The organism is Siminovitchia sp. FSL H7-0308, assembly GCF_037980985.1.
Classification (GTDB): domain Bacteria; phylum Bacillota; class Bacilli; order Bacillales; family Bacillaceae_C; genus Siminovitchia; species Siminovitchia thermophila.
The window spans coordinates 3,818,466-3,836,824 of the sequence record NZ_CP150282.1; the positions used below are offsets into that span (position 1 = coordinate 3,818,466).

An 18,359-nucleotide genomic window follows, 5' to 3' on the forward strand; every position below is an offset into this window, starting at 1 on the left:
GCCGGAAGGATGGATACACATGAGTTTTGGAAAAACGGAACATCATAAAGAGGAAGGCGAACCCCTGCAACGGCAGAAGGAAAAAAGTTCTTTTTTCGGATTATGGGCAGGAGGAGTTGCTTTTACGTTTTTCATTGCATTGCTTGGATTTTTGCTTGCAAGAATTCCGGGTTTCAGTTTGATCGGTCAAATGGCTTCTGCCATTTTAATAGCGGTCGTTTTCCGGCAAATTTTCGGCTATCCGGAAGCATTGCGGCCGGGGGTGGCTTTTTCTTCTAAAGTGTTGCTGCGGACAGCGATTGTTCTATATGGATTGAAATTGAATATTCATACCGTTTTACAAGATGGTCTTGGGTTATTGATACGGGATGCGGGCATTATTACGATTGCCATTTTGGTGACGGTATGGGTCGCGAAGCGGCTGCGGGCAAATCCAGTCATTTCGCTTCTTCTTGGTGTTGGAACTGGAGTATGCGGGGCAGCCGCAATTGCGGCGGTAGCTCCAATTATCAAAGCAAAGGATGAAGATACCGCGATCAGCGTGGGGATCATTGCTCTTGTGGGAACGGTCTTCGGTATTGTGTATACGATTTTGCGGCCGGTTTTGCCGCTGACCGGCGCTGAGTACGGAGCGTGGACCGGGATGAGTCTGCATGAAATCGCCCACGTCGTGCTGGCAGGCGCGCCAGGGGGCCAAGAGGCACTGGCCATGGCATTGCTGGCCAAATTGGGACGGGTATTCTTGCTTATACCGCTTTGTTTCATATTGGTTTATTGGGTTAAATCAAGGTCGGGAAAAGATTCGACAGGGAATGCCAAAGTAGGCTTTCCGTTATTTCTTCTCGGCTTTATTGCGATGAGCATAATCGGAACGTATGTGCTCGGAGCTGTGATCGTGGTTCCACAAGGCTTCATGGACTTTGTTTCAAGCGGAACGACGTGGCTTCTCACGGCAGCCATGGTCGGTCTTGGACTGAATGTCAGCCTACAGGATGTAAGGACAAAGGCATTGAAGCCGCTTTTGGCGATGAGCGTGGCGTCCGTCTTGATTTCGGTATTGGCATTTTTGCTTGTGTAAAAAAGAGTTGATGTTCAGATCGTCATTTTGCAGTTCCAGATCATGACCGCACGCCGCACCACTACCGTAGCGGACAGGTCACAACTATTATTAGGTTAAGGTTAAATGGGAAATAAGCTTTGAAAGCTGCTCCTCCAATTCTCCAATCGGCACAAATCTTGCTTCTCTAATCATTTCTTTTCCGTTGGCGAAGACAAGAACGGCAGGGACGGTAAAAACAGAGTATTCCCCTGCTATTTCAGGAATTTGATCGGCATTTGCGTGAATCGGAACGATTGCTGGAAATTGTGTCAGCAGCTCTTCCACCTGCGGGAGCAGTGAGTGGCATACCGAACAACTGGGTCTGGATATATAAAGGAGTGTTACCTTGTTTTCTTCAATATTTGCCTTGATTTCTTCCAAGGAATGTACATGAATCACAGCTTTCAATCCTCCATCTAGATGTGTAGTGGGCGATACAGTGAAACTTCATTCAGTAGGCGTTTTCTTCTTTTCCTACTGAATGTTAGTTGAACCAATCGGGCATTTAGGTGCCGTTTGCTCACACTTGGACCTTTTGTATCAACTCAGGTCTTGATGTGGGAGTATTACGGCACCTTACATGCGGGATAAAGTGAAACTTCATTCAGTAGGAGTTTTTTCATCTCCTACTGAATGTTAGTTGAACCAATCGGGCATTTAGGTGCCGTTTGCTCACACTTAGACTTTTTGTATCTACTCAGGTCTTGATGTGGGAGTATTACGGCACCTTACATGCGGGATAAAGTGAAACTTCATTCAGTAGGATTTTTTTCATCTCCTACTGAATGTTAGTTGAACCAATCGGGCATTTAGGTGCCGTTTGCTCACACTTAGACCTTTTGTATCTACTCAGGTCTTGATGTGGGAGTATTACGGCACCTTACATGCGGGATAAAGTGAAACTTCATTCAGTAGGCGTTTTCTTCCTTCTCCTACTGAATGTTAGTTGAACCAATCGGGCATTTAGGTGCCGTTTGCTCACACTTGGACCTTTTGTATCAACTCAGGTCTTGATGTGGGAGTATTACGGCACCTTACATGCGGGATAAAGTGAAACTTCATTCAGTAGGCGTTTTCTCCTTTTCCTACTGAATGTTAGTTGAACCAATCGGGCATTTAGGTGCCGTTTGCTCCCGCTTGAACCTTTTGTATTCACCCAAGATTTTGAAGTGGGAGGCTTACGGCACCTTACATGCGGGATACAGTGAAACTTCATTCAGTAGGCGTTTTCTTCCTTCTCCTACTGAATGTTAGTTGAACCAATCGGGCATTTAGGTGCCGTTTGCTCACACTTGGACCTTTTGTATCAACTCAGGTCTTGATGTGGGAGTATTACGGCACCTTACATGCGGGATAAAGTGAAACTTCATTCAGTAGGCGTTTTCTCCTTTTCCTACTGAATGTTAGTTGAACCAATCGGGCATTTAGGTGCCGTTTGCTCCCGCTTGAACCTTTTGTATTCACCCAAGATTTTGAAGTGGGAGGCTTACGGCACCTTACATGCGGGATACAGTGAAACTTCATTCAGTAGGCGTTTTCTTCCTTCTCCTACTGAATGTTAGTTGAACCAATCGGGCATTTAGGTGCCGTTTGCTCACACTTGGACCTTTTGTATCAACTCAGGTCTTGATGTGGGAGTATTACGGCACCTTACATGCGGGATAAAGTGAAACTTCATTCAGTAGGCGTTTTCTCCTTTTCCTACTGAATGTTAGTTGAACCAATCGGGCATTTAGGTGCCGTTTGCTCCCGCTTGAACCTTTTGTATTCACCCAAGATTTTGAAGTGGGAGGCTTACGGCACCTTACATGCGGGATAAAATCGTAGGTTCGGATTAACCGGAACGACATTCAGACGATAGGCGCTTGGGTTCATGCTCGCGAGGGTCCGCCGTATCTTTGGAATCCAAGTGGCGGACCAGCTTACTTCCTTTTTGAGCGCATTCCCTTTAATAAAGTGATGTTTTCCAAATCGAGAAATCTATTATATGCTTCACTGTTTACACCGTATAAGGCAATTTTTCCCTGTTCATCATAATGTATTCCCCAGCCATATTTTTTCACTAAGGGGGAAGCCCGAAAACAAGCCTGTGGTTTTGAAAAAAAAATGCTCTCGCATCTCTTCTGTATGATGCAATTCCATTTGATGTTTGATTAAATAGGTTTTAAATTGCACATCTTCTTCTGTATATTTGTAGGGATTATGCTTAATGAGCTCATATTGAATAGAGGCGATCGTGGGCTTGCCGTTTCTTGGAACAGGCTCTACAGCCGAATCAACCGTTGAATCCTCGGAACTTGTAATGAATGTATTTTTGTAGCTCACCGTAATCCCCCTTCGAAAAGTTTTTTCTCATCATCGTTCATTACTTTATAATTACGTACAGAAAAATGCCCATTCATCTTTACATACCTTCCGCGATAACGGAACTGTCTTAAAAAGTATATCTTTTAAAAAAGTACCATTCAAATGTTGAAATCACAACGTATTTGAAAAGAAAAGAGTGTCCAAAGAACAAAAGACGCCTAGACCCTGATTGGACACCTTCTACTTTAAGCACAATTTTGTCGATGTCTGTTTTGCGTTTACCCCCGTAAGACGGGGACGATCTCAACAACTTGATGACTAAATTCCAGGGGATTCCTCCGCTACAAAGGCTTTGTGCTCAGCAATCCCCGCGCTTTATTCATCGTTTCTTTATATTCGAGCCGCGGTACGGAGTCGTGAACGATGCCGGCGCCGGCTTGAAGGTGCGCACGTCCCTCTTTTATAACAAGGGAGCGGATGGCAAGGGCGAAGTCGACATCGCCGTTCGCATTGACGTATCCGAGTGCTCCAGAGTATACACCGCGCTTTACATCTTCGAGTTCGTTGATGATTTGCATGGCCCGTACTTTCGGGGAGCCGGATACGGTTCCCGCAGGAAGCAAAGAGATTAAGGCATCCAACCCGGAACAGCCTTCTGTCAAGATGCCTTCGACTTCCGAGACGATGTGCATGACATGGCGATAGTACTCTATTTGCATATAGCTTCTAATGTCAAAGCTTCCGGGGACGCACACTTTTTCCATGTCTTCCCGGCTTAAATCAATCAGCATGCGGTGTTCGGACAGTTCTTTTTCATCCGTGATGAGTTCCTCCGCAAGTGCACGATCCTCTTCTTCGGTATGCCCACGTCGCCTTGTACCGGCAATCGGGTTCGTTTGGATTTTGTTGCCGTTTGATTTGATGAAGCTTTCCGGAGAGGAACCGAGAACCACATATTCTTTGAAGTCCACAAAAAACATATATGGTGAAGGGTTAGAGTTTCGCAGCACCCTGTAAAAATGAAACGGATCGGCTTTCACTTCCCCGCTCATTCTTTGTGAAAGGACGACTTGCTCCACTTCTCCTTTTAAAATGTAGCCTTTTGCTTCCTCAATACGCCTGATAAATTCCTCTTTTTCCATTTGCGGTTCAAAGTCGATCTGGCATTCTCCCAATGTTTCATCTGTATGGCCGTGGAAAACTTGCTCTTCCAGCTTTATTATTCTCTCTTCCAATTGTTCATTTGTCCGGCCTCCATCCAGGCTGATGGCCAAAATATAAATGGATTGAGCTAAGTGGTCAAAAACGATGACGTCTTCGTACACCATGAAATGAATGTCCGGCATGCCTATTTCATCTTCCAGTTCCTCGCCGATTTTGTTGTACTGGCGGATGGCATCATAGCCTACGTAGCCAACTGCGCCTCCGTAAAAAGGAAAAGGAACATCCAGCTCTATTTTGGGTACCGTACGTTGCAGAATTTGAAGCGGAAAGCCCGTTTCTTTTTTTACTACTTTCCCATTTTTTGAAACGATACTCGTTTGATCTCCCTCACCGATTATTTCCATAATCGGATTTACGCCAATAAAAGAGTAGCGCCCTTGCTCGTTATGTTTCAAGGAGCTTTCAAGCAAAAACTTCTTCTTACCCTCCAATCGTAAAAATACTGTAATTGGTGTTAAAATGTCTCCGTTCAGCTTTTTCATTTTCATTCCCGGTTGGATTGTTTTGTTCATGTCGATTCTCCTTTACTATTTTTTAAAATAAAAAAGCCCCCGAACAAGCGTATCAATGCTTATTCGAGGGCGAACATTCGCCGCGGTGCCACCTCGTATTGGAAAAAGTCTTTCCATCTCGTTTCAGACACGGGAATTTGAATTTCCGATGCCCTATCCATGTAACGGTGGAATCCCCGTGTTTCCCTACTCATATTCAGAAAACAGCTCGCAAGCCCATTCCATTCGGGATTTCGCACCGGATTTCCACCAACACCGATTCTCTGTACCGAAAGTGCCCAAACGTACTCTTCTTGCTCAACGCGATTGTCATATGCTATTGTTTATCTTCCAAAAGACAAAAAGGCCCCTCATCCAAAGGACGAGGGACCGCGGTGCCACCTTTTTTAACTGTTGAAAACAGTTCTCTTCACAGCATGAGTATCTCATGCGTTCTCCCTTGTAACGACGGGATGTTTCGCCAAAGCCTACACCCCCGCAGGGTTCGGTTTGGAAGCTCGGAAGCCCATTCCCCACCGCATTCACGCCGATTTGCACCAACCACCGGCTCTCTTCAGTGTTACGGAGGGTACTATTCTTCTTCATAGCCGTGCATTATGATTGTATTTGATATTATAAAACTTTTTTTGTATTGTCAATACTTTTTTTCTCATGCAAGGTGTGTATGATAAAATAAGGCGGGAATAGGGGGAATGCGTTGATGGGAAAAGAGCAACTGCTCATTGATATTTGCCTTTTGGCGGGGCGCATGATGGCACAAGCCGGAGCGGAAACATATCGCGTGGAAGACACAATGACACGTATGGCTGCAGCGGCCGGATTTCCGAACAGCCAAAGCTTTGTAACACCGACTGTCGTCATGTTTAACCTTGAACCAATGTATACAACGCATTTTGCACGAGTGAATGAAAGAGGTACAGATTTAGAAAAAATTGCACTCGTCAACAGCATCTCCAGACAGATGGTCAAAGGCGAGATCAACCTGAACGAAGCACAGCAAATGCTCAAACAGCTTGATGAAAAAAGCTTGTCTTTTCCTGCTTGGCTGCAAGTTGTGGCCGCCGCACTGGCAAGTGGGAGTTTTTTGCTTATGTTTAAAGGTATGTGGATCGACTATCTTCCAGCGGCATTGATTGGCGGAGCCGGATTTATTATATTACTGATTGCGCATTATCTCTCAAAGGTAAAATTGTTTGCCGAATTTTTCGCGTCATTTGTTATTGGCGGGCTGGCAGTTTTATCAGTTCAGTTCGGATTCGGAAGGAATCTTGATTTGATCATTATTGCTTCCGTCATGCCGCTCGTTCCCGGGTTGCTCATTACGAATGCAATCCGTGACTTAATGGCGGGACATTTTATGGCGGGTGTTTCGAAGGGAGCCGAAGCGTTTTTGACGGCGTTCGCCATCGGCGCGGGCGTTGCGTTGGTATTTTCGTTTTTTGTATGAGGCGAGCCCATGGCCGCCAAATTTTTCCATGTTTAGGAGTGTTTCTGATGTCGTATATGTTGACACAGATAGTGATGAGTTTTATATCAGCGGCGGGTTTTGGCATTATTTTTAACGCGCCGAGAAAATCATTGGTTTCGTGTGGAATTTGCGGAACAGTCGGGTGGATATTTTTTCGGACGATGACAGATTCTGGCATCGATGCGGTGCAGGCATCATTTGTCGGCGCTTTTGCGGTGGCGCTTGCCGGCCACGGATTGGCGAAGTATTATAAGACACCGATCATTATTTTCATCGTTGCCGGCATTATCCCGCTCGTTCCCGGCGGTGCCGCCTATGAGGCGATGCGTCATATCGTGAGCAATGATTATTCAGGTGCAATTCCGCTTGCCTCCAAAGCCTTCATCATTTCCGGAGCGATTGCGATGGGCCTTGTTTTTGCCGAGGTGTTTGTCCAGCTTGTTTCAAGAATGGGAGCCAAAAAAGCATAGCCTTCTACTGTTTCTTTCGAATCCAGCGAATCGAATCGACTCCGCAATGCGGATGAATGTTTCGGTATTCTTTTTCCAATTCCGACAAGGATAGTTGTAATAGATCCTCTTTTTTCATAATCCTAATGGCCGTCAACTGAGCGATTAATTCTTTTCGTCTGCTTTTTGCCGCTTGAGCCAACTAAGATCCTCTCCTTTTCATCCTGATAGGTTTACTCTATTTTAAACCTTATAATTCCCATTTGTAAACTAACATTTAATGCTATCGTCTCCTTTATAGGTTCGTAAGAGCGCTTTTCCACCATTTTTGAAACAAAAAACACTTACAAGGCTGGAGCTTGTGAGTGTTTCTTGTGTCATGATATAGGTCAGATTGAAACTGCTTGTTTTTCCCATTATGGAAGTACTGTGAGGCGGTTGAAGCTTGGCGTCTGGATCAATGTGCATTTTTGCATTGCTGATTGCAATAGGCGCTACTCAAAATCCGGTCGCGATCAACTTGACTTTCCCCTCATATGTACAAATATTCCCTACCTTCCTTTTTGGATAGAACATTCCAAATACTTAAACAGTAATCCAACATAATCCTTTCTTTGTGTAAACCATTGTATTCTGACTTTTTCGAAAAATGTCGAAAAACCAGGTCGATTTAAGTAACTTTTTGTCAAAGAAAGTATGTTGGCAGAGGAGATACAGAGTGATCAAAATCAGAGGCCCGATCATGATAGTAGAAATCCTGCTAAGTCGAAGTTTTGGATGATATTCAAAAAATGGATGGCCAGGGAGGGGACGCAAGAAAGTCCTCCCGTAGCCAAGCTATGATGGATTATTTTGTATGTCACAGCCCTCATCCCCGCAAGCGATCCCTTCATCTCCAAGATCCTGTAAAACAGGTGCTTGTTTTTCTTCATTCCATACCTTTTGCAGGGCATTGAGGAAGGTTTGCATCGGCTGGGCACCTGAAATCCCGTACTTTTGATTCATAACGAAAAATGGCACACCACGCACACCCATTTGCTGCGCCGCCCTTTCATCATGGCGGACCTCCTCCGCGTAAGCAGTGTCATCTTTAAGTATTGCCAACGCTTCCTCTCGGTCAAGGCCCGATGCTTCAGCGATATTCGCTAAAACAGCATGATCGCCAAGGTGTTTGGATTCTGTAAAATAGGCATACAACAATTTTTCCGCCAGTTCCTGGCCTTTCCCTTTCTTTTTGGCAAAATGGGTTAACCGGTGGGCATCAAACGTGTTGGTTGGAACCAATGTATCAAATTGAAAGTCCAGCCCCTCGTCGGCTGCCTGCTGACGAATGTTTTCCCCCATTTGCTTTGCTTTCTCCACAGTCATTCCGTATTTTTCCGCCAGCCTTTCATGATTGCTTTTTTCTGTGTCCCGCGGAGCATCGGGATCGAGTTCAAAGCTTTTAAACTCTACTTGCACTTGGTCGCGATGGGCAAATTGACTTAATGCTTTTTCCAAACGGCGCTTTCCAATATAGCAAAAAGGACAGGCATAATCCGACCACACTTCAATTTTCATAAGAGCACCTCTTTTACAGTTGTTTGGAGTTGAAACTGCCCAACACCCGGACATCATGTCCATACGTTTTTAAAATGGATATGGCCTTTTGCAAATTGATTTCGTGTGCGCCCAATTGCGCTTCAACGAAAAATCGGTACGTTCCCAACTTTTTCTTCGTCGGCCGGGATTCAATCCAAGACAAGTTGATATCAAGGGAGGAAAAGACATTTAAAATGATGGCCAGCAATCCCGGGCGGTCTTGCATCGGCGTGATTAGGAGCATTGATTTGGTGGCCTCGGGCACCTCGGTATGTTCTTTCGAAATGATGATAAATCTTGTTGAATTCCCCTCGAAATCATGAACATTTTTTTTAGCGATCTCAAGGCCGAATGTTTTGGCCGCCCATTCGGATGCGATGGCACCGGCATGTTTATCGTCTGCTTTCACAAGCGATGCGGCTGCATTCGCCGTACTGCTGTAATGTTTTATTTTCGCATTCATTTTTCTGATAAAGTTCCGGCATTGCGCAAGTGCAGGGGCTATGGACCAAACTTCGCGAATGTCGTCAACATCTGCCCCTTCGACCGTCAACAGATGAAGCGCGACAGGCAAAATCGCCTCCCCTTCAATCCAAACATTGTTTGTGACCAATCCATCGGTCGTTAATGTGATCGTACCTTCAATCGCATTTTCAATCGGGACGATTCCTTTGTCCATTTCCCCTTGCGCCACAGCTTCTATCACGTCAAAGATGCTGTCGTGCATAATCAGTTCCACGCCATTTGGTGGAAAATAACGAAGGGCGGCTTCCTCCGAAAACGTTCCCTTTGGCCCTAAATAAGCTACATTCAAAATTAACTTACCCCTTTAAGTAATTGATAAATTTGTATTTTAAGAAAAGCGCAAGCGCCTGTTGAAAAACGTACACACTCGAACACTCCACAATGAGATCAGGCCAAACTTCAAACAGCGAGAGCTTTTCCGCTGATTGTTAACTGAGCTAATCGGGCTTTGACTGGCAGTTGATTCCCACTTTACGTTTTTCAGGTACCTTGATAGTAAAGGGGCGGCGTAGTACCTGGCAGATTGCTTCAAAGTTCATGCATTTGTTTCGTTGGCATAACCTTTGTGACGAGCTGACACGATTTCCTCGAAAAAGCGGACTTTGTTGGCTTATCACGCCTCTGAATTCACTCCCTCGAAAAAACAACCGCGCAGAAAAAGCGGGGCTTTTTCAAAGAAAGCGAAGTTTACGGACGCTATAGCTGGACAGCGCCAGTCGCCGGTCACCTCGCGCGAATATTCATACAAATATTATATTTCGCACCTTGTAAAGTAAACTTGCCAGCGCAAAGCCTTTAAGAGTGCCTAATGGCACTTCTACTTTGGGATACACATTTTCATTTTTTACGCTAACCATTCATCACTGATCATTTGTGAAAAGGGCTTTGACTCGCAAAGCCCTGCTGCTGTTTTAATGTGATGCCTTTTTCAATCCCGTTCCTTATTTGCTGAGTGCTTCTGTTAAAGATGGAACGATTTGTTTTTTCCGGGACACAACGCCTTTTAACACACATTGATTTTGGTCAAGTGAGACGTTAAAGGCCTGCTCAACCGATTTAGCTGCTTTTCCAGCCGCGATAGCGGTTGAGTCGTTTGTTAAAATGTCGGTCACGACAAAAAGGAAAAGGTCGAGTTCACGCTCGGCGATCACTTTTTCGAGCGCCTCTTCAATTTCAGCTTTGCGCACAAGTACGTCTTCAACACCAACGGCATTGACTTGGGCAATTTCCACTTTTGCTTGTCCCATTTGAAACTGCTTGGCATCTTGCGACAACAATTCATCAACCGATTTTCCACTCACGTCCGCACCGGCTTTAAGCATTTCCATTCCGTATGCTTCCACATCGACACCCGCTATTGCCGCCAGTTCTTTTGCGGCTTCGATATCACGTTCCGTGCATGTTGGAGATTTGAACAACAGAGAGTCGGAAATAATCGCAGATAACATGAGACCAGCGATTTTCTTTTCAATTTCCACTCCGTGTTCTTCGTACATTTTTTTCAAAATTGTTGCCGTACAGCCGACTGGTTCTGCCCGAAAATAGAGCGGGTCGCTCGTTTCAAAGTTGGCGATCCGGTGATGGTCGATCACTTCAGCAATTTGCACTTCGGTAATGTCATCCGCACTTTGTTGACGTTCATTGTGGTCAACCAAAATAACCTTTTTGGCTTCGTTGGCCACAGTGTTGACTTCACGCGGTGCCTCAACGTTGAAGTACTTGAGCGCGTATTCCGTCTCGCCATTAATTGGCCCAAGGCGAACAGCCTCAACATTTTCGCCCAATTTCGTTTTCAGATCGGCATAGACAAGTGCAGAACAGATAGAGTCGGTGTCCGGATTTTTATGTCCAAAAATGAGTGTTTTTTCCATCGCTCTTCTCCTTACTCTCTTTATATATGATTTCGTCAATACCATTTATTTTAACATATTGAATGAATTTTTCCCTGCTTTCAACCCCCTATAATGTTAAAATAACACAATAGAGGGGGCGAATGAGCGATGAAAAAATGGATCGTTATGCTGTTTGTATTAGTGGCCGGGCTCACAATGGCCGCTTGCAATAAGGGGCCACAACCTGAAGAACGGTTTGCTGCGTATATTGATGAATGGAACGACCAGGATTTTAATAAAATGTATGATTATCTTTCGGCAGATGCCAAGGAAAAAGTCTCCAAAGAGGATTTTACGAATAGATATAAAAAGATATACGAAGACTTGAACATTAAAAATGTAAAAATAACTTTTAAAAAGCCTGAAGAAGTGAAGGAAAAAGATGGTAAAGTCCAGTTTCCTTTTTCAGTCCAAATGGACAGTATTGCGGGCAAGATTTCATTTGACCATAAAGCAGTACTCACGGAAGAGGAACAGAATGACAAAAAAAGCTGGTATGTAAACTGGGATACGACGTATATTTTTCCCGAGCTTGAAGAAGGCGATAAAATCAGCCTTTCCATGACATCTGCGAAACGCGGGGATATTGTGGACAAGAATGGCGTCGGCCTTGCCGTTACAGGAAAAGTGTCGGAAGTCGGAATCATTCCTGGAAAAATGGAAGACCAAGAAGAGGAAATCATTACGAAAGTAGCTGAGTTGCTTAGATTGGAACCTGAGAACATTAAAAAAGAATTATCTGCATCATGGGTACAGCCGGAACATTTTGTACCGTTGAAAAAAATACCGGGTGATGATACGGAGTTGCTTGAAAAAGTAACAAGCATTCCTTCCGTTAGTAACCGAAGCGTGGAGGCAAGGGTTTATCCGCTCGGGGAGGCAGCGGCCCATTTGATCGGCTATGTGGGTCCGATTACGGCAGAGGAGCTGGAAAAGGCCGGTTCCGGATACCAATCATCCGACGTAATCGGAAAAAGAGGCTTGGAGCAGGTTTTTGAAAAACAACTTAAAGGAGAAAACGGTGTCCAAGTTTTGATCAAAAAAGAAGACGGCTCTGAGGCCATGCTGGCGGAAAAACCTGTAAAAGACGGAGAAAGCGTGCAATTGACAATCGATTCAGGTTTGCAACAATCCGTTTTTAACGAGTTGAAAGACCAAACGGGATCGGCCGCCGCCTTGCATCCGGTAACGGGCGAAACGCTCGCTTTAACAAGCAGCCCAAGTTTCGATCCAAATATGCTGTCTTTAGGCGCGAGTGCCGAAGAGTGGAAAGCATTACAAGAAAACGACAAAGAGCCGCTCCTCACCCGTTTTAAAGCATCTTTCGCACCAGGTTCGGTGATGAAGCCGATCACCGCGGCGACAGCCCTTGAATCAGGGGCAATCGATTGGAAAAAAACGTACGAAATTAACGGCAAGTCCTGGAAAAAAGATTCCTCTTGGGGCGGGTATTCCGTTACCAGAGTGACAGAAGCAAATGGTCCGGTCAATTTGGAAAAAGCGCTCATTTTATCGGACAACATTTATTTTGCGATGGCGGCCCTTGACCTGGGAAAAGATAAATTTACGAAGGGGTTACAAACGTTTGGGTTTGAAGAAGACATTCCTTCCTATGGATACCCGCTTGAGCAATCGAAAATCGGAGACATCGATTCTGATATTGCATTGGCAGATTCCGCGTACGGACAAGGAAAGATCCAGATGAACATTGTTCATTTGGCCGCAACATACACTCCTTTTGCGAACAAAGGGAACATGATTCAGCCAATATTGGTAAAAGGAGAAAAAACAGGAACCGTTTGGAAAGAAAAAGTGATGAGCGAACAGACAGCCACAGCTATTCAAAATGCGCTAGTGAAAGTCGTAGCAGATCCTAGTGGAACAGCACGTTCGGCGAGAATACCTAATTATCCGCTCGCGGGTAAAACAGGAACGGCCGAGTTAAAAGCAAAACAAGGGGAGAAAGGAAAAGAAAACGGCTTTTTCGTGGCATACAACCCGGAAAATCCCGAGCTGCTTATCGCCTTGATGGTCGAGGGTGTTGAAGGCCGGGGCGGTTCAGAAATTGCCGTCAACAAAGTGAAAAAGATATTTGAGGGGAAATAAAGAAAAGGGATGGCCTTTTGGGGGTCGTCCCTTTTTGAACACATATTTTTCTTTGAAACGGTAAATAAGAATGGACTGCCCGGTTGACTACCGAGCCACACCCGCTGTCTTTTTTAAGTCTGCCTACTGGTCAAACCAGTACTAAGTCTGTTTACTAGTCAAAGTATGTCCAGCACTAAGCTTTCTCTATTTCAATTCTCCAATGAATGCCCGTTCCGATGCCATATTTTTCAGCAAAAGATTGTTGATTAATGGCAATAGCCACATTATCGAGCGAATTAATATATACGAGGGGCTCCCCTTTTTTGGTGGCCGCAAACGAGCGTCCGTAAATCATGGTTTCGTTATATACTAAAATAGAATTGTGCTTAATGGCTACATTTACATGATCATTGTAGTCGATGTTCAAATCAATGAGCGCAGGTCTGCTAATATTCGTCCAAAGATTGCCGTAACGAACATCCAACACATCGATCATTCCGTATACTTTGCCGTTTTTTCGGTATGCGTCGATATAAGGCAGTGTCACAATGAGACCCAGATCCAGCTTTGGACCCACTTCCTCAAATGTCATTTTTCCCGAAGCGAGACGCGCGCCAGTATAGGCATAAATGTCCCTGCCATGAAATGTATGGGAAGCACCAGAGTTTGGAAGCCGGTTTATCTTTTCATCGATGAGTCTTAATTCCTTGATGCCGATTTCTTTATGAACGTGAGTAAGCGTGCCGTTGTCCGGTGTCACGACCCAATGATTGGAAGCCGTTCGCGCGACGACACTCCGACGGTCTGTTCCAACCCCGGGGTCCACCACCGATACGAAAACCGAATTTTCCGGCCAGTATTCAATTGTCTGCAACAGCCGGTAAGAGCCTTCCCATATATCAAAAGGAGGAATTCTATGAGTCAAATCAAATATTCTGATGGCCGGATCAACACAATTGGCCACGCCGTACATAGCGCAGACAGCACCATCTGCCAATCCAAAATCCGATTGAAAAATTAAGGGGTTACTCACCGCTTTCTTCCTCTCCCGTGATGTATTTGGGCTTAAAAAAATGTTGCGAATAATACGCTATCTTAATACACGGCAAGCCCTTTGTCAAAAGGTCTCCGCCTATTTTACACACTTTTTTCCAATTGAAAGTGCGCGAATTTATTGCGGGAGAGATGAAAGCATAGTATCCTTCATCTATTTTTGATACAGGATGACCTTTTTGAATACAAACGAGTCAAGGTTAAATGAAAAGGATAAGCCCGGACCCAACAATTTGATCAGGCCACTCTTCATACCTTGCGCAATTTCTGATTAAGTAAAGAGAATCATTTCTGGAATAATCTAAGCTAAATGAAGGGCATGAGCCCGGACCCAATAATTTGATCGGGCCACTCTTCATACTTGCGCAATTTCTGATTAAGTAGAGAGTATCATTTCTGGAATAATCTAAGCTAAATGACAAAGGGCATGAGCCCGGGACAATTCCAGGTTCATGCCCCAACAACTTACTTCACATCCGCACCATTCTGATCAAGATCGTTCCAGCATCCGATCCAGTGCCATTTTGGCATAGGTCGCTGTTTTATCGTCAACTTGAATTACATGATGTCCTTCGCCTTCCATAATTGTATCGAGGCACCAAACCAGGTGCGGGAGATCGATCCGGTTCATCGTAAGACACGGACACATGTGAGGATTAAGCGAAATGATGTGCTTGTCCGGGTGTTCCTGTATCAAGCGATTCACAAGGTTCATTTCAGTACCGATGGCCCAGGCGGACCCCGGCTCTGCTTTTTCAATCATATTGATAATGTAGGTCGTGGAGCCCGCCATGTCTGAAAGGGCAACCACTTCACGCCTGCATTCCGGATGAACGATGATGTTCATATTCGGGTAATTTCTTCGGACTTCTTCCATATTTTTCACTGTAAAATTTTCGTGAACAGAGCAATGACCTTTCCAAAGAAGTACTTTGATATTTTCCACCGGTCCATCATACTCCAGTTCATCCGTGATCGGATTCCACACCGCCATTTCATCGAGACTGATGCCCAGACTGTAAGCTGTATTTCTCCCCAAGTGCTGGTCGGGCAAAAAGAGAATCCGCTCCTTTTGTTTGAAGGCCCACTGAACCATTTTTTCAGCATTGGAAGATGTGACCGTGGCGCCACCGTTTTGACCGACGAAAGATTTAATGGCGGCTGTTGAATTAACGTATGTGAGCGGCAAAATGGTGTCGCCAAATATGTTTGTAAGCTTTTCCCATGCCCGTTCCGTCTGATAAATATCAGCCATATCCGCCATCGAGCACCCCGCCCGCATGTCCGGTAAGTACACTTTTTGATCATCAACTGTCAATATATCGGCTGTTTCCGCCATAAAATGAACCCCGCAAAATACGATATGTTCGGCATCGCGATTTTTCTCCGCCATTTGCGCAAGCTGCAACGAATCCCCTCTCGCATCGGCGAATTGGATGACTTCATCCTTTTGATAATGGTGACCGGGAATGAACAGTTTTTTTCCAAGCTGCGCTTTTATATCACGCACTCTCTCCTCCATTTCTTGTGTGGCCATATTCCGATACTTTTCCGGAAGTATATTGGACTGCTTTTCCAACGTTTCAAAAATACTCATACTCTGTCTCCTCCTAGTCTTGATAAATGATGTGATTACAACAAAAATGAGCTTGGACGACACATCCTCCCTCAGGAGGTTTCTCTCATTACACCAATGTCCACTTTTACGCTTATGTCGAACGAGGAAATCGAGTGTGTCAAAAAACCGAGGGAAATATAGTCCACTCCTGTTTCTCCGTATTCTCTGAGGTTATCCATTGTGATACCTCCGGATGCTTCCGTTATGATCCCTTCGGGAACAAGTTTCACCCAGTAGCGTATGTCTTCGGGGGTTCTATTATCAAACATGATGACATCAGCTTTTGCTTCAACAGCTTCAATCACTTGTTTTTTTGTCTCTGTTTCTACTTCAATGTTGATCATATGGCCTGCGCTTTCCCTGATAGCTTGGACCGCTTTTTTTATTGATCCGGCGAAGGCGATGTGGTTGTCTTTGACCATTGCCCCGTCGTACAGGCCATACCTATGGTTGTAACCACCACCGCAACGGACGGCATATTTTTCAAGCATTCGCAATCCGGGTGTTGTTTTCCTCGTATCGCATACTTTTGCCTTGGTTCCGCGCAGCGTTTCAACCGCTTTACCTGTTTTGGTCGCGATACCGCTCATCCGCTGAACCAAGTTCAAGATGACACGCTCACCTTTTAACAAGCTTTCGATTGGCCCGGAAGCAATGGCCAGCCGCTGTCCCCGTTCAACGTGCTTTCCGTCCTTCACGTTTAGGTCAAGCCGAATCGCCGGGTCCAATACCGCGTACCCGGTTTGAATCACATCTTCTCCGCAAAAAATCCCCTCCTCCTTTGCAATAAAAACGACTTGGCCATGCTCCCGATGTGCGAAGATTTGACTCGAGACGTCACGGTCGCCGATATCCTCCAAAAAAAATTGTTCAAGTAGCAATCGAAGCTTCAGTTTGTTCATTTTGTCCCATCCTTTTTCTGCATTGTATAATTCTTTTTCCAATCCAAACGTGATTATTTTCACAAGGAAAGTCGAGCCGAAAATGACCTCCCCTGCTTTCAGTTCTTTTTAAAGCAGAATCCGCCACGAGCCAGGCGGTAATCCCCATGAAAACCCGCTCTATCTCTTCCGGCTTCAAGTCGTCCAAACTTGCGGACAACCATTGCCTGATTCGAGCATTTTCCAACCAGTAAATGTGTTTTTGCAAGCCGCTTTCCGTCCGGGCTATACCAACGTGATCCATCATCGACCTCTGGATGTCTTGCTTTTTCGGCAAACCCTCTGGTGGACGAACAAACTTCTGCTCTGGCTCTGCATATAAAAAAGCTTCTTCTTTAATAGGATTTGCCTGTATCCATTCGGCCAGGCTTTTCCCCATAAACAGCCCCTCCAGCAACGAATTGCTTGCAAGTCGATTCGCGCCGTGAAAGCCTGTTGAAGCGACTTCCCCTATCGCGTACAGCCCGGAAACGTTCGTCCTGCCGAGCAGATCCGTTTTGATGCCGCCCATGAGAAAGTGGCTTCCCGGTGCAACCGGAATTCCGTCATGCCAATTGACGCCATTTTTTTCACAAAGAGAGGCGACTGTCGGAAACCTTTTCGAAAAACTCTCCACACACGACACATCAAGAAATACAGGATTGCTCTCCCGCAAATGGTGATATATGGTTTGCGCTACGATATGCCTTGGCGCCAAATCGCCAAGTGGATGAGCACCGTTCATGATAGGTCGGCCAGTATCATCCACGAGTCTTCCGCCTTCTCCACGGACCGCTTCCGAAATAAGGCCGCGGGTCTGCCCGTTGATATATAAAAGTGTTGGATGGAATTGAATAAATTCCATATCGGTCAATTTGGCTCCGGCCCTGTACGCAAGCGCAATACCATCGCCAGTAACGGAATATGCGTTTGATGTATGGGTATACAACTGGCCGCAGCCGCCTGTCGCGACCACTACATGCTTGGCAAAAAAATGCACGACTTTTCCGTTGACATCCTTCGCTTTTGCTCCTGTACATTTCCCGATTACCGAATCTATTATTAATTCATAAGCAAACATATTTTCAAAGACTGTGACATTGTCTGGGAGGTTGGCGACAAAGTGCTCCATAAGCGTTGCCCCGGTAGCATCTCCGCCCCCGTGAACGATTCTTTTTTTACCATGCGCACCTTCCATGCCGAGAACGGTTTCTCCTTGTTCATCCCGATCAAAAGGACAACCTTCGTTTACAAGACCACTGATAAGCTTTGGCGCCTCTTTCGTAATAGTGCGGACGACATCAGGATTGTTATGGAAACCGCCGGCTTTCATTGTGTCAGCACCATGTCTTGATGGATGATCAGTCGGACCAACCGCAGCCGCAATTCCTCCTTGAGCCAAGTTTGAATTGCCATCTTTTAGAGAGGACTTTGTGATAATGATCACATTTATATCACTGCGAATTTCCGTCGCCAGCTTTAAAGCGGCGATCCCGCTTCCTATGATTAAGACGCTCGCTTTTTTCATGATTCTCCTCCTGTTTATTTACAGGTGTCTTGACACATATATTTACATAGATTTACACTTATGACAAGTCTCTTTTTTATAAAAAGAAGTTTTTA

16 protein-coding genes, 1 pseudogene and 2 other annotated features are annotated in these 18,359 nt (G+C 45.2%); of the genes and pseudogenes, 4 read left to right on the top strand and 13 right to left on the bottom strand.

Features of this window, described 5'->3' with window-relative positions; all coding sequences use genetic code 11:
• Positions 1–19 precede the first annotated feature (19 nt).
• A complete protein-coding gene (locus tag MHB50_RS17895; protein WP_083717783.1) occupies positions 20–1,078 on the top strand; it encodes a putative sulfate exporter family transporter in 1,059 nt (352 codons plus the stop codon).
• A gap of 90 nt (positions 1,079–1,168) precedes the next feature.
• Here the strand turns inward: MHB50_RS17895 and MHB50_RS17900 are convergent, their stop codons facing one another.
• The 4 genes from MHB50_RS17900 to trpE form a co-directional block, all read right to left on the bottom strand.
• Positions 1,169–1,498, bottom strand: a complete 330-nt coding sequence (locus MHB50_RS17900) for a thioredoxin family protein (RefSeq protein WP_205179167.1) — start codon at positions 1,496–1,498, stop codon at positions 1,169–1,171.
• 1,523 nt (positions 1,499–3,021) lie between these two features.
• Positions 3,022–3,162: a DUF6157 family protein gene (locus tag MHB50_RS17905; protein ID WP_340084398.1), complete on the bottom strand. Its 141-nt coding sequence runs from the start codon at positions 3,160–3,162 to the stop codon at positions 3,022–3,024.
• Positions 3,131–3,424, bottom strand: a complete 294-nt coding sequence (locus MHB50_RS17910) for a DUF6157 family protein (protein ID WP_340084399.1) — start codon at positions 3,422–3,424, stop codon at positions 3,131–3,133. Before MHB50_RS17910 ends, MHB50_RS17905 begins: the two co-directional genes overlap by 32 nt.
• Positions 3,425–3,747: 323 nt before the next feature.
• Entirely contained in the window at positions 3,748–5,142 is a 1,395-nt protein-coding gene (trpE, locus tag MHB50_RS17915; RefSeq protein WP_339165063.1) for an anthranilate synthase component I, read from the bottom strand.
• Positions 5,143–5,204: 62 nt separating this feature from the next.
• Positions 5,205–5,452, bottom strand: a binding site (T-box leader).
• Positions 5,453–5,496: 44 nt separating this feature from the next.
• Positions 5,497–5,736 (bottom strand) — a binding site (T-box leader).
• Between the two features lie 106 nt (positions 5,737–5,842).
• Between trpE and MHB50_RS17920 the strand changes: the two genes are divergently transcribed.
• Positions 5,843–6,589, top strand: coding sequence for a threonine/serine exporter family protein (locus tag MHB50_RS17920; RefSeq protein ID WP_077113218.1), 747 nt, complete (start codon positions 5,843–5,845; stop codon positions 6,587–6,589).
• Positions 6,590–6,636: 47 nt separating this feature from the next.
• Positions 6,637–7,080: a threonine/serine exporter family protein gene (locus MHB50_RS17925; protein ID WP_077113217.1), complete on the top strand. Its 444-nt coding sequence runs from the start codon at positions 6,637–6,639 to the stop codon at positions 7,078–7,080.
• A gap of 4 nt (positions 7,081–7,084) precedes the next feature.
• Here MHB50_RS17925 and fbpA read toward each other — a convergent pair whose 3' ends face one another.
• The 5 genes and pseudogenes from fbpA to MHB50_RS17950 all read right to left on the bottom strand — a co-directional run bounded on the left by fbpA (position 7,085) and on the right by MHB50_RS17950 (position 11,036).
• Positions 7,085–7,261, bottom strand: coding sequence for a Fur-regulated basic protein FbpA (gene fbpA, locus MHB50_RS17930; RefSeq protein ID WP_077113216.1), 177 nt, complete (start codon positions 7,259–7,261; stop codon positions 7,085–7,087).
• A 215-nt stretch (positions 7,262–7,476) separates the two neighbouring features.
• A pseudogene (locus MHB50_RS17935) lies at positions 7,477–7,611 on the bottom strand (ferredoxin--NADP(+) reductase); the annotation flags it as partial.
• A 285-nt stretch (positions 7,612–7,896) separates the two neighbouring features.
• Entirely contained in the window at positions 7,897–8,619 is a 723-nt protein-coding gene (locus tag MHB50_RS17940; protein ID WP_340084400.1) for a DsbA family oxidoreductase, read from the bottom strand.
• Between the two features lie 13 nt (positions 8,620–8,632).
• Positions 8,633–9,454 (bottom strand): prephenate dehydratase, encoded by an 822-nt coding sequence (gene pheA / locus MHB50_RS17945; protein ID WP_077113214.1) that lies wholly within the window; start codon positions 9,452–9,454, stop codon positions 8,633–8,635.
• A gap of 652 nt (positions 9,455–10,106) precedes the next feature.
• Positions 10,107–11,036, bottom strand: coding sequence for a manganese-dependent inorganic pyrophosphatase (locus tag MHB50_RS17950; RefSeq protein WP_340084401.1), 930 nt, complete (start codon positions 11,034–11,036; stop codon positions 10,107–10,109).
• A 129-nt stretch (positions 11,037–11,165) separates the two neighbouring features.
• On the opposite strand from MHB50_RS17950, the gene MHB50_RS17955 reads away from it, so the two are divergent.
• Positions 11,166–13,163, top strand: a complete 1,998-nt coding sequence (locus MHB50_RS17955) for a penicillin-binding transpeptidase domain-containing protein (RefSeq protein ID WP_340084402.1) — start codon at positions 11,166–11,168, stop codon at positions 13,161–13,163.
• A gap of 175 nt (positions 13,164–13,338) precedes the next feature.
• Here the strand turns inward: MHB50_RS17955 and MHB50_RS17960 are convergent, their stop codons facing one another.
• From MHB50_RS17960 to nadB, 4 genes are all read right to left on the bottom strand, one after another.
• Positions 13,339–14,118, bottom strand: coding sequence for an S-adenosyl-l-methionine hydroxide adenosyltransferase family protein (locus tag MHB50_RS17960; protein ID WP_340085363.1), 780 nt, complete (start codon positions 14,116–14,118; stop codon positions 13,339–13,341).
• Between the two features lie 570 nt (positions 14,119–14,688).
• Positions 14,689–15,795: a quinolinate synthase NadA gene (gene nadA, locus MHB50_RS17965; protein WP_339165072.1), complete on the bottom strand. Its 1,107-nt coding sequence runs from the start codon at positions 15,793–15,795 to the stop codon at positions 14,689–14,691.
• Between the two features lie 71 nt (positions 15,796–15,866).
• Positions 15,867–16,718, bottom strand: a complete 852-nt coding sequence (nadC, locus tag MHB50_RS17970; RefSeq protein WP_340084404.1) for a carboxylating nicotinate-nucleotide diphosphorylase — start codon at positions 16,716–16,718, stop codon at positions 15,867–15,869.
• A complete protein-coding gene (nadB, locus tag MHB50_RS17975) occupies positions 16,687–18,264 on the bottom strand; it encodes an L-aspartate oxidase (protein WP_340084406.1) in 1,578 nt (525 codons plus the stop codon). The genes nadC and nadB overlap by 32 nt, the downstream gene beginning before the upstream one ends.
• Positions 18,265–18,359 lie beyond the last annotated feature (95 nt).

Excerpts from the sequence above, each read along its gene's own strand:
- MHB50_RS17895 (WP_083717783.1), top strand. The coding sequence starts at position 20 with ATGAGTTTTGGAAAAACGGAACATCATAAAGAGGAAGGCGAACCCCTG.
- trpE (WP_339165063.1), bottom strand. The coding sequence starts at position 5,142 with ATGAACAAAACAATCCAACCGGGAATGAAAATGAAAAAGCTGAACGGA.
- MHB50_RS17920 (WP_077113218.1), top strand. The coding sequence starts at position 5,843 with ATGGGAAAAGAGCAACTGCTCATTGATATTTGCCTTTTGGCGGGGCGC.
- MHB50_RS17925 (WP_077113217.1), top strand. The coding sequence starts at position 6,637 with ATGTCGTATATGTTGACACAGATAGTGATGAGTTTTATATCAGCGGCG.
- MHB50_RS17940 (WP_340084400.1), bottom strand. The coding sequence starts at position 8,619 with ATGAAAATTGAAGTGTGGTCGGATTATGCCTGTCCTTTTTGCTATATT.
- MHB50_RS17950 (WP_340084401.1), bottom strand. The coding sequence starts at position 11,036 with ATGGAAAAAACACTCATTTTTGGACATAAAAATCCGGACACCGACTCT.
- MHB50_RS17955 (WP_340084402.1), top strand. The coding sequence starts at position 11,166 with ATGAAAAAATGGATCGTTATGCTGTTTGTATTAGTGGCCGGGCTCACA.
- MHB50_RS17960 (WP_340085363.1), bottom strand. The coding sequence starts at position 14,118 with ATGTACGGCGTGGCCAATTGTGTTGATCCGGCCATCAGAATATTTGAT.
- nadA (WP_339165072.1), bottom strand. The coding sequence starts at position 15,795 with ATGAGTATTTTTGAAACGTTGGAAAAGCAGTCCAATATACTTCCGGAA.
- nadC (WP_340084404.1), bottom strand. The coding sequence starts at position 16,718 with ATGAACAAACTGAAGCTTCGATTGCTACTTGAACAATTTTTTTTGGAG.
- nadB (WP_340084406.1), bottom strand. The coding sequence starts at position 18,264 with ATGAAAAAAGCGAGCGTCTTAATCATAGGAAGCGGGATCGCCGCTTTA.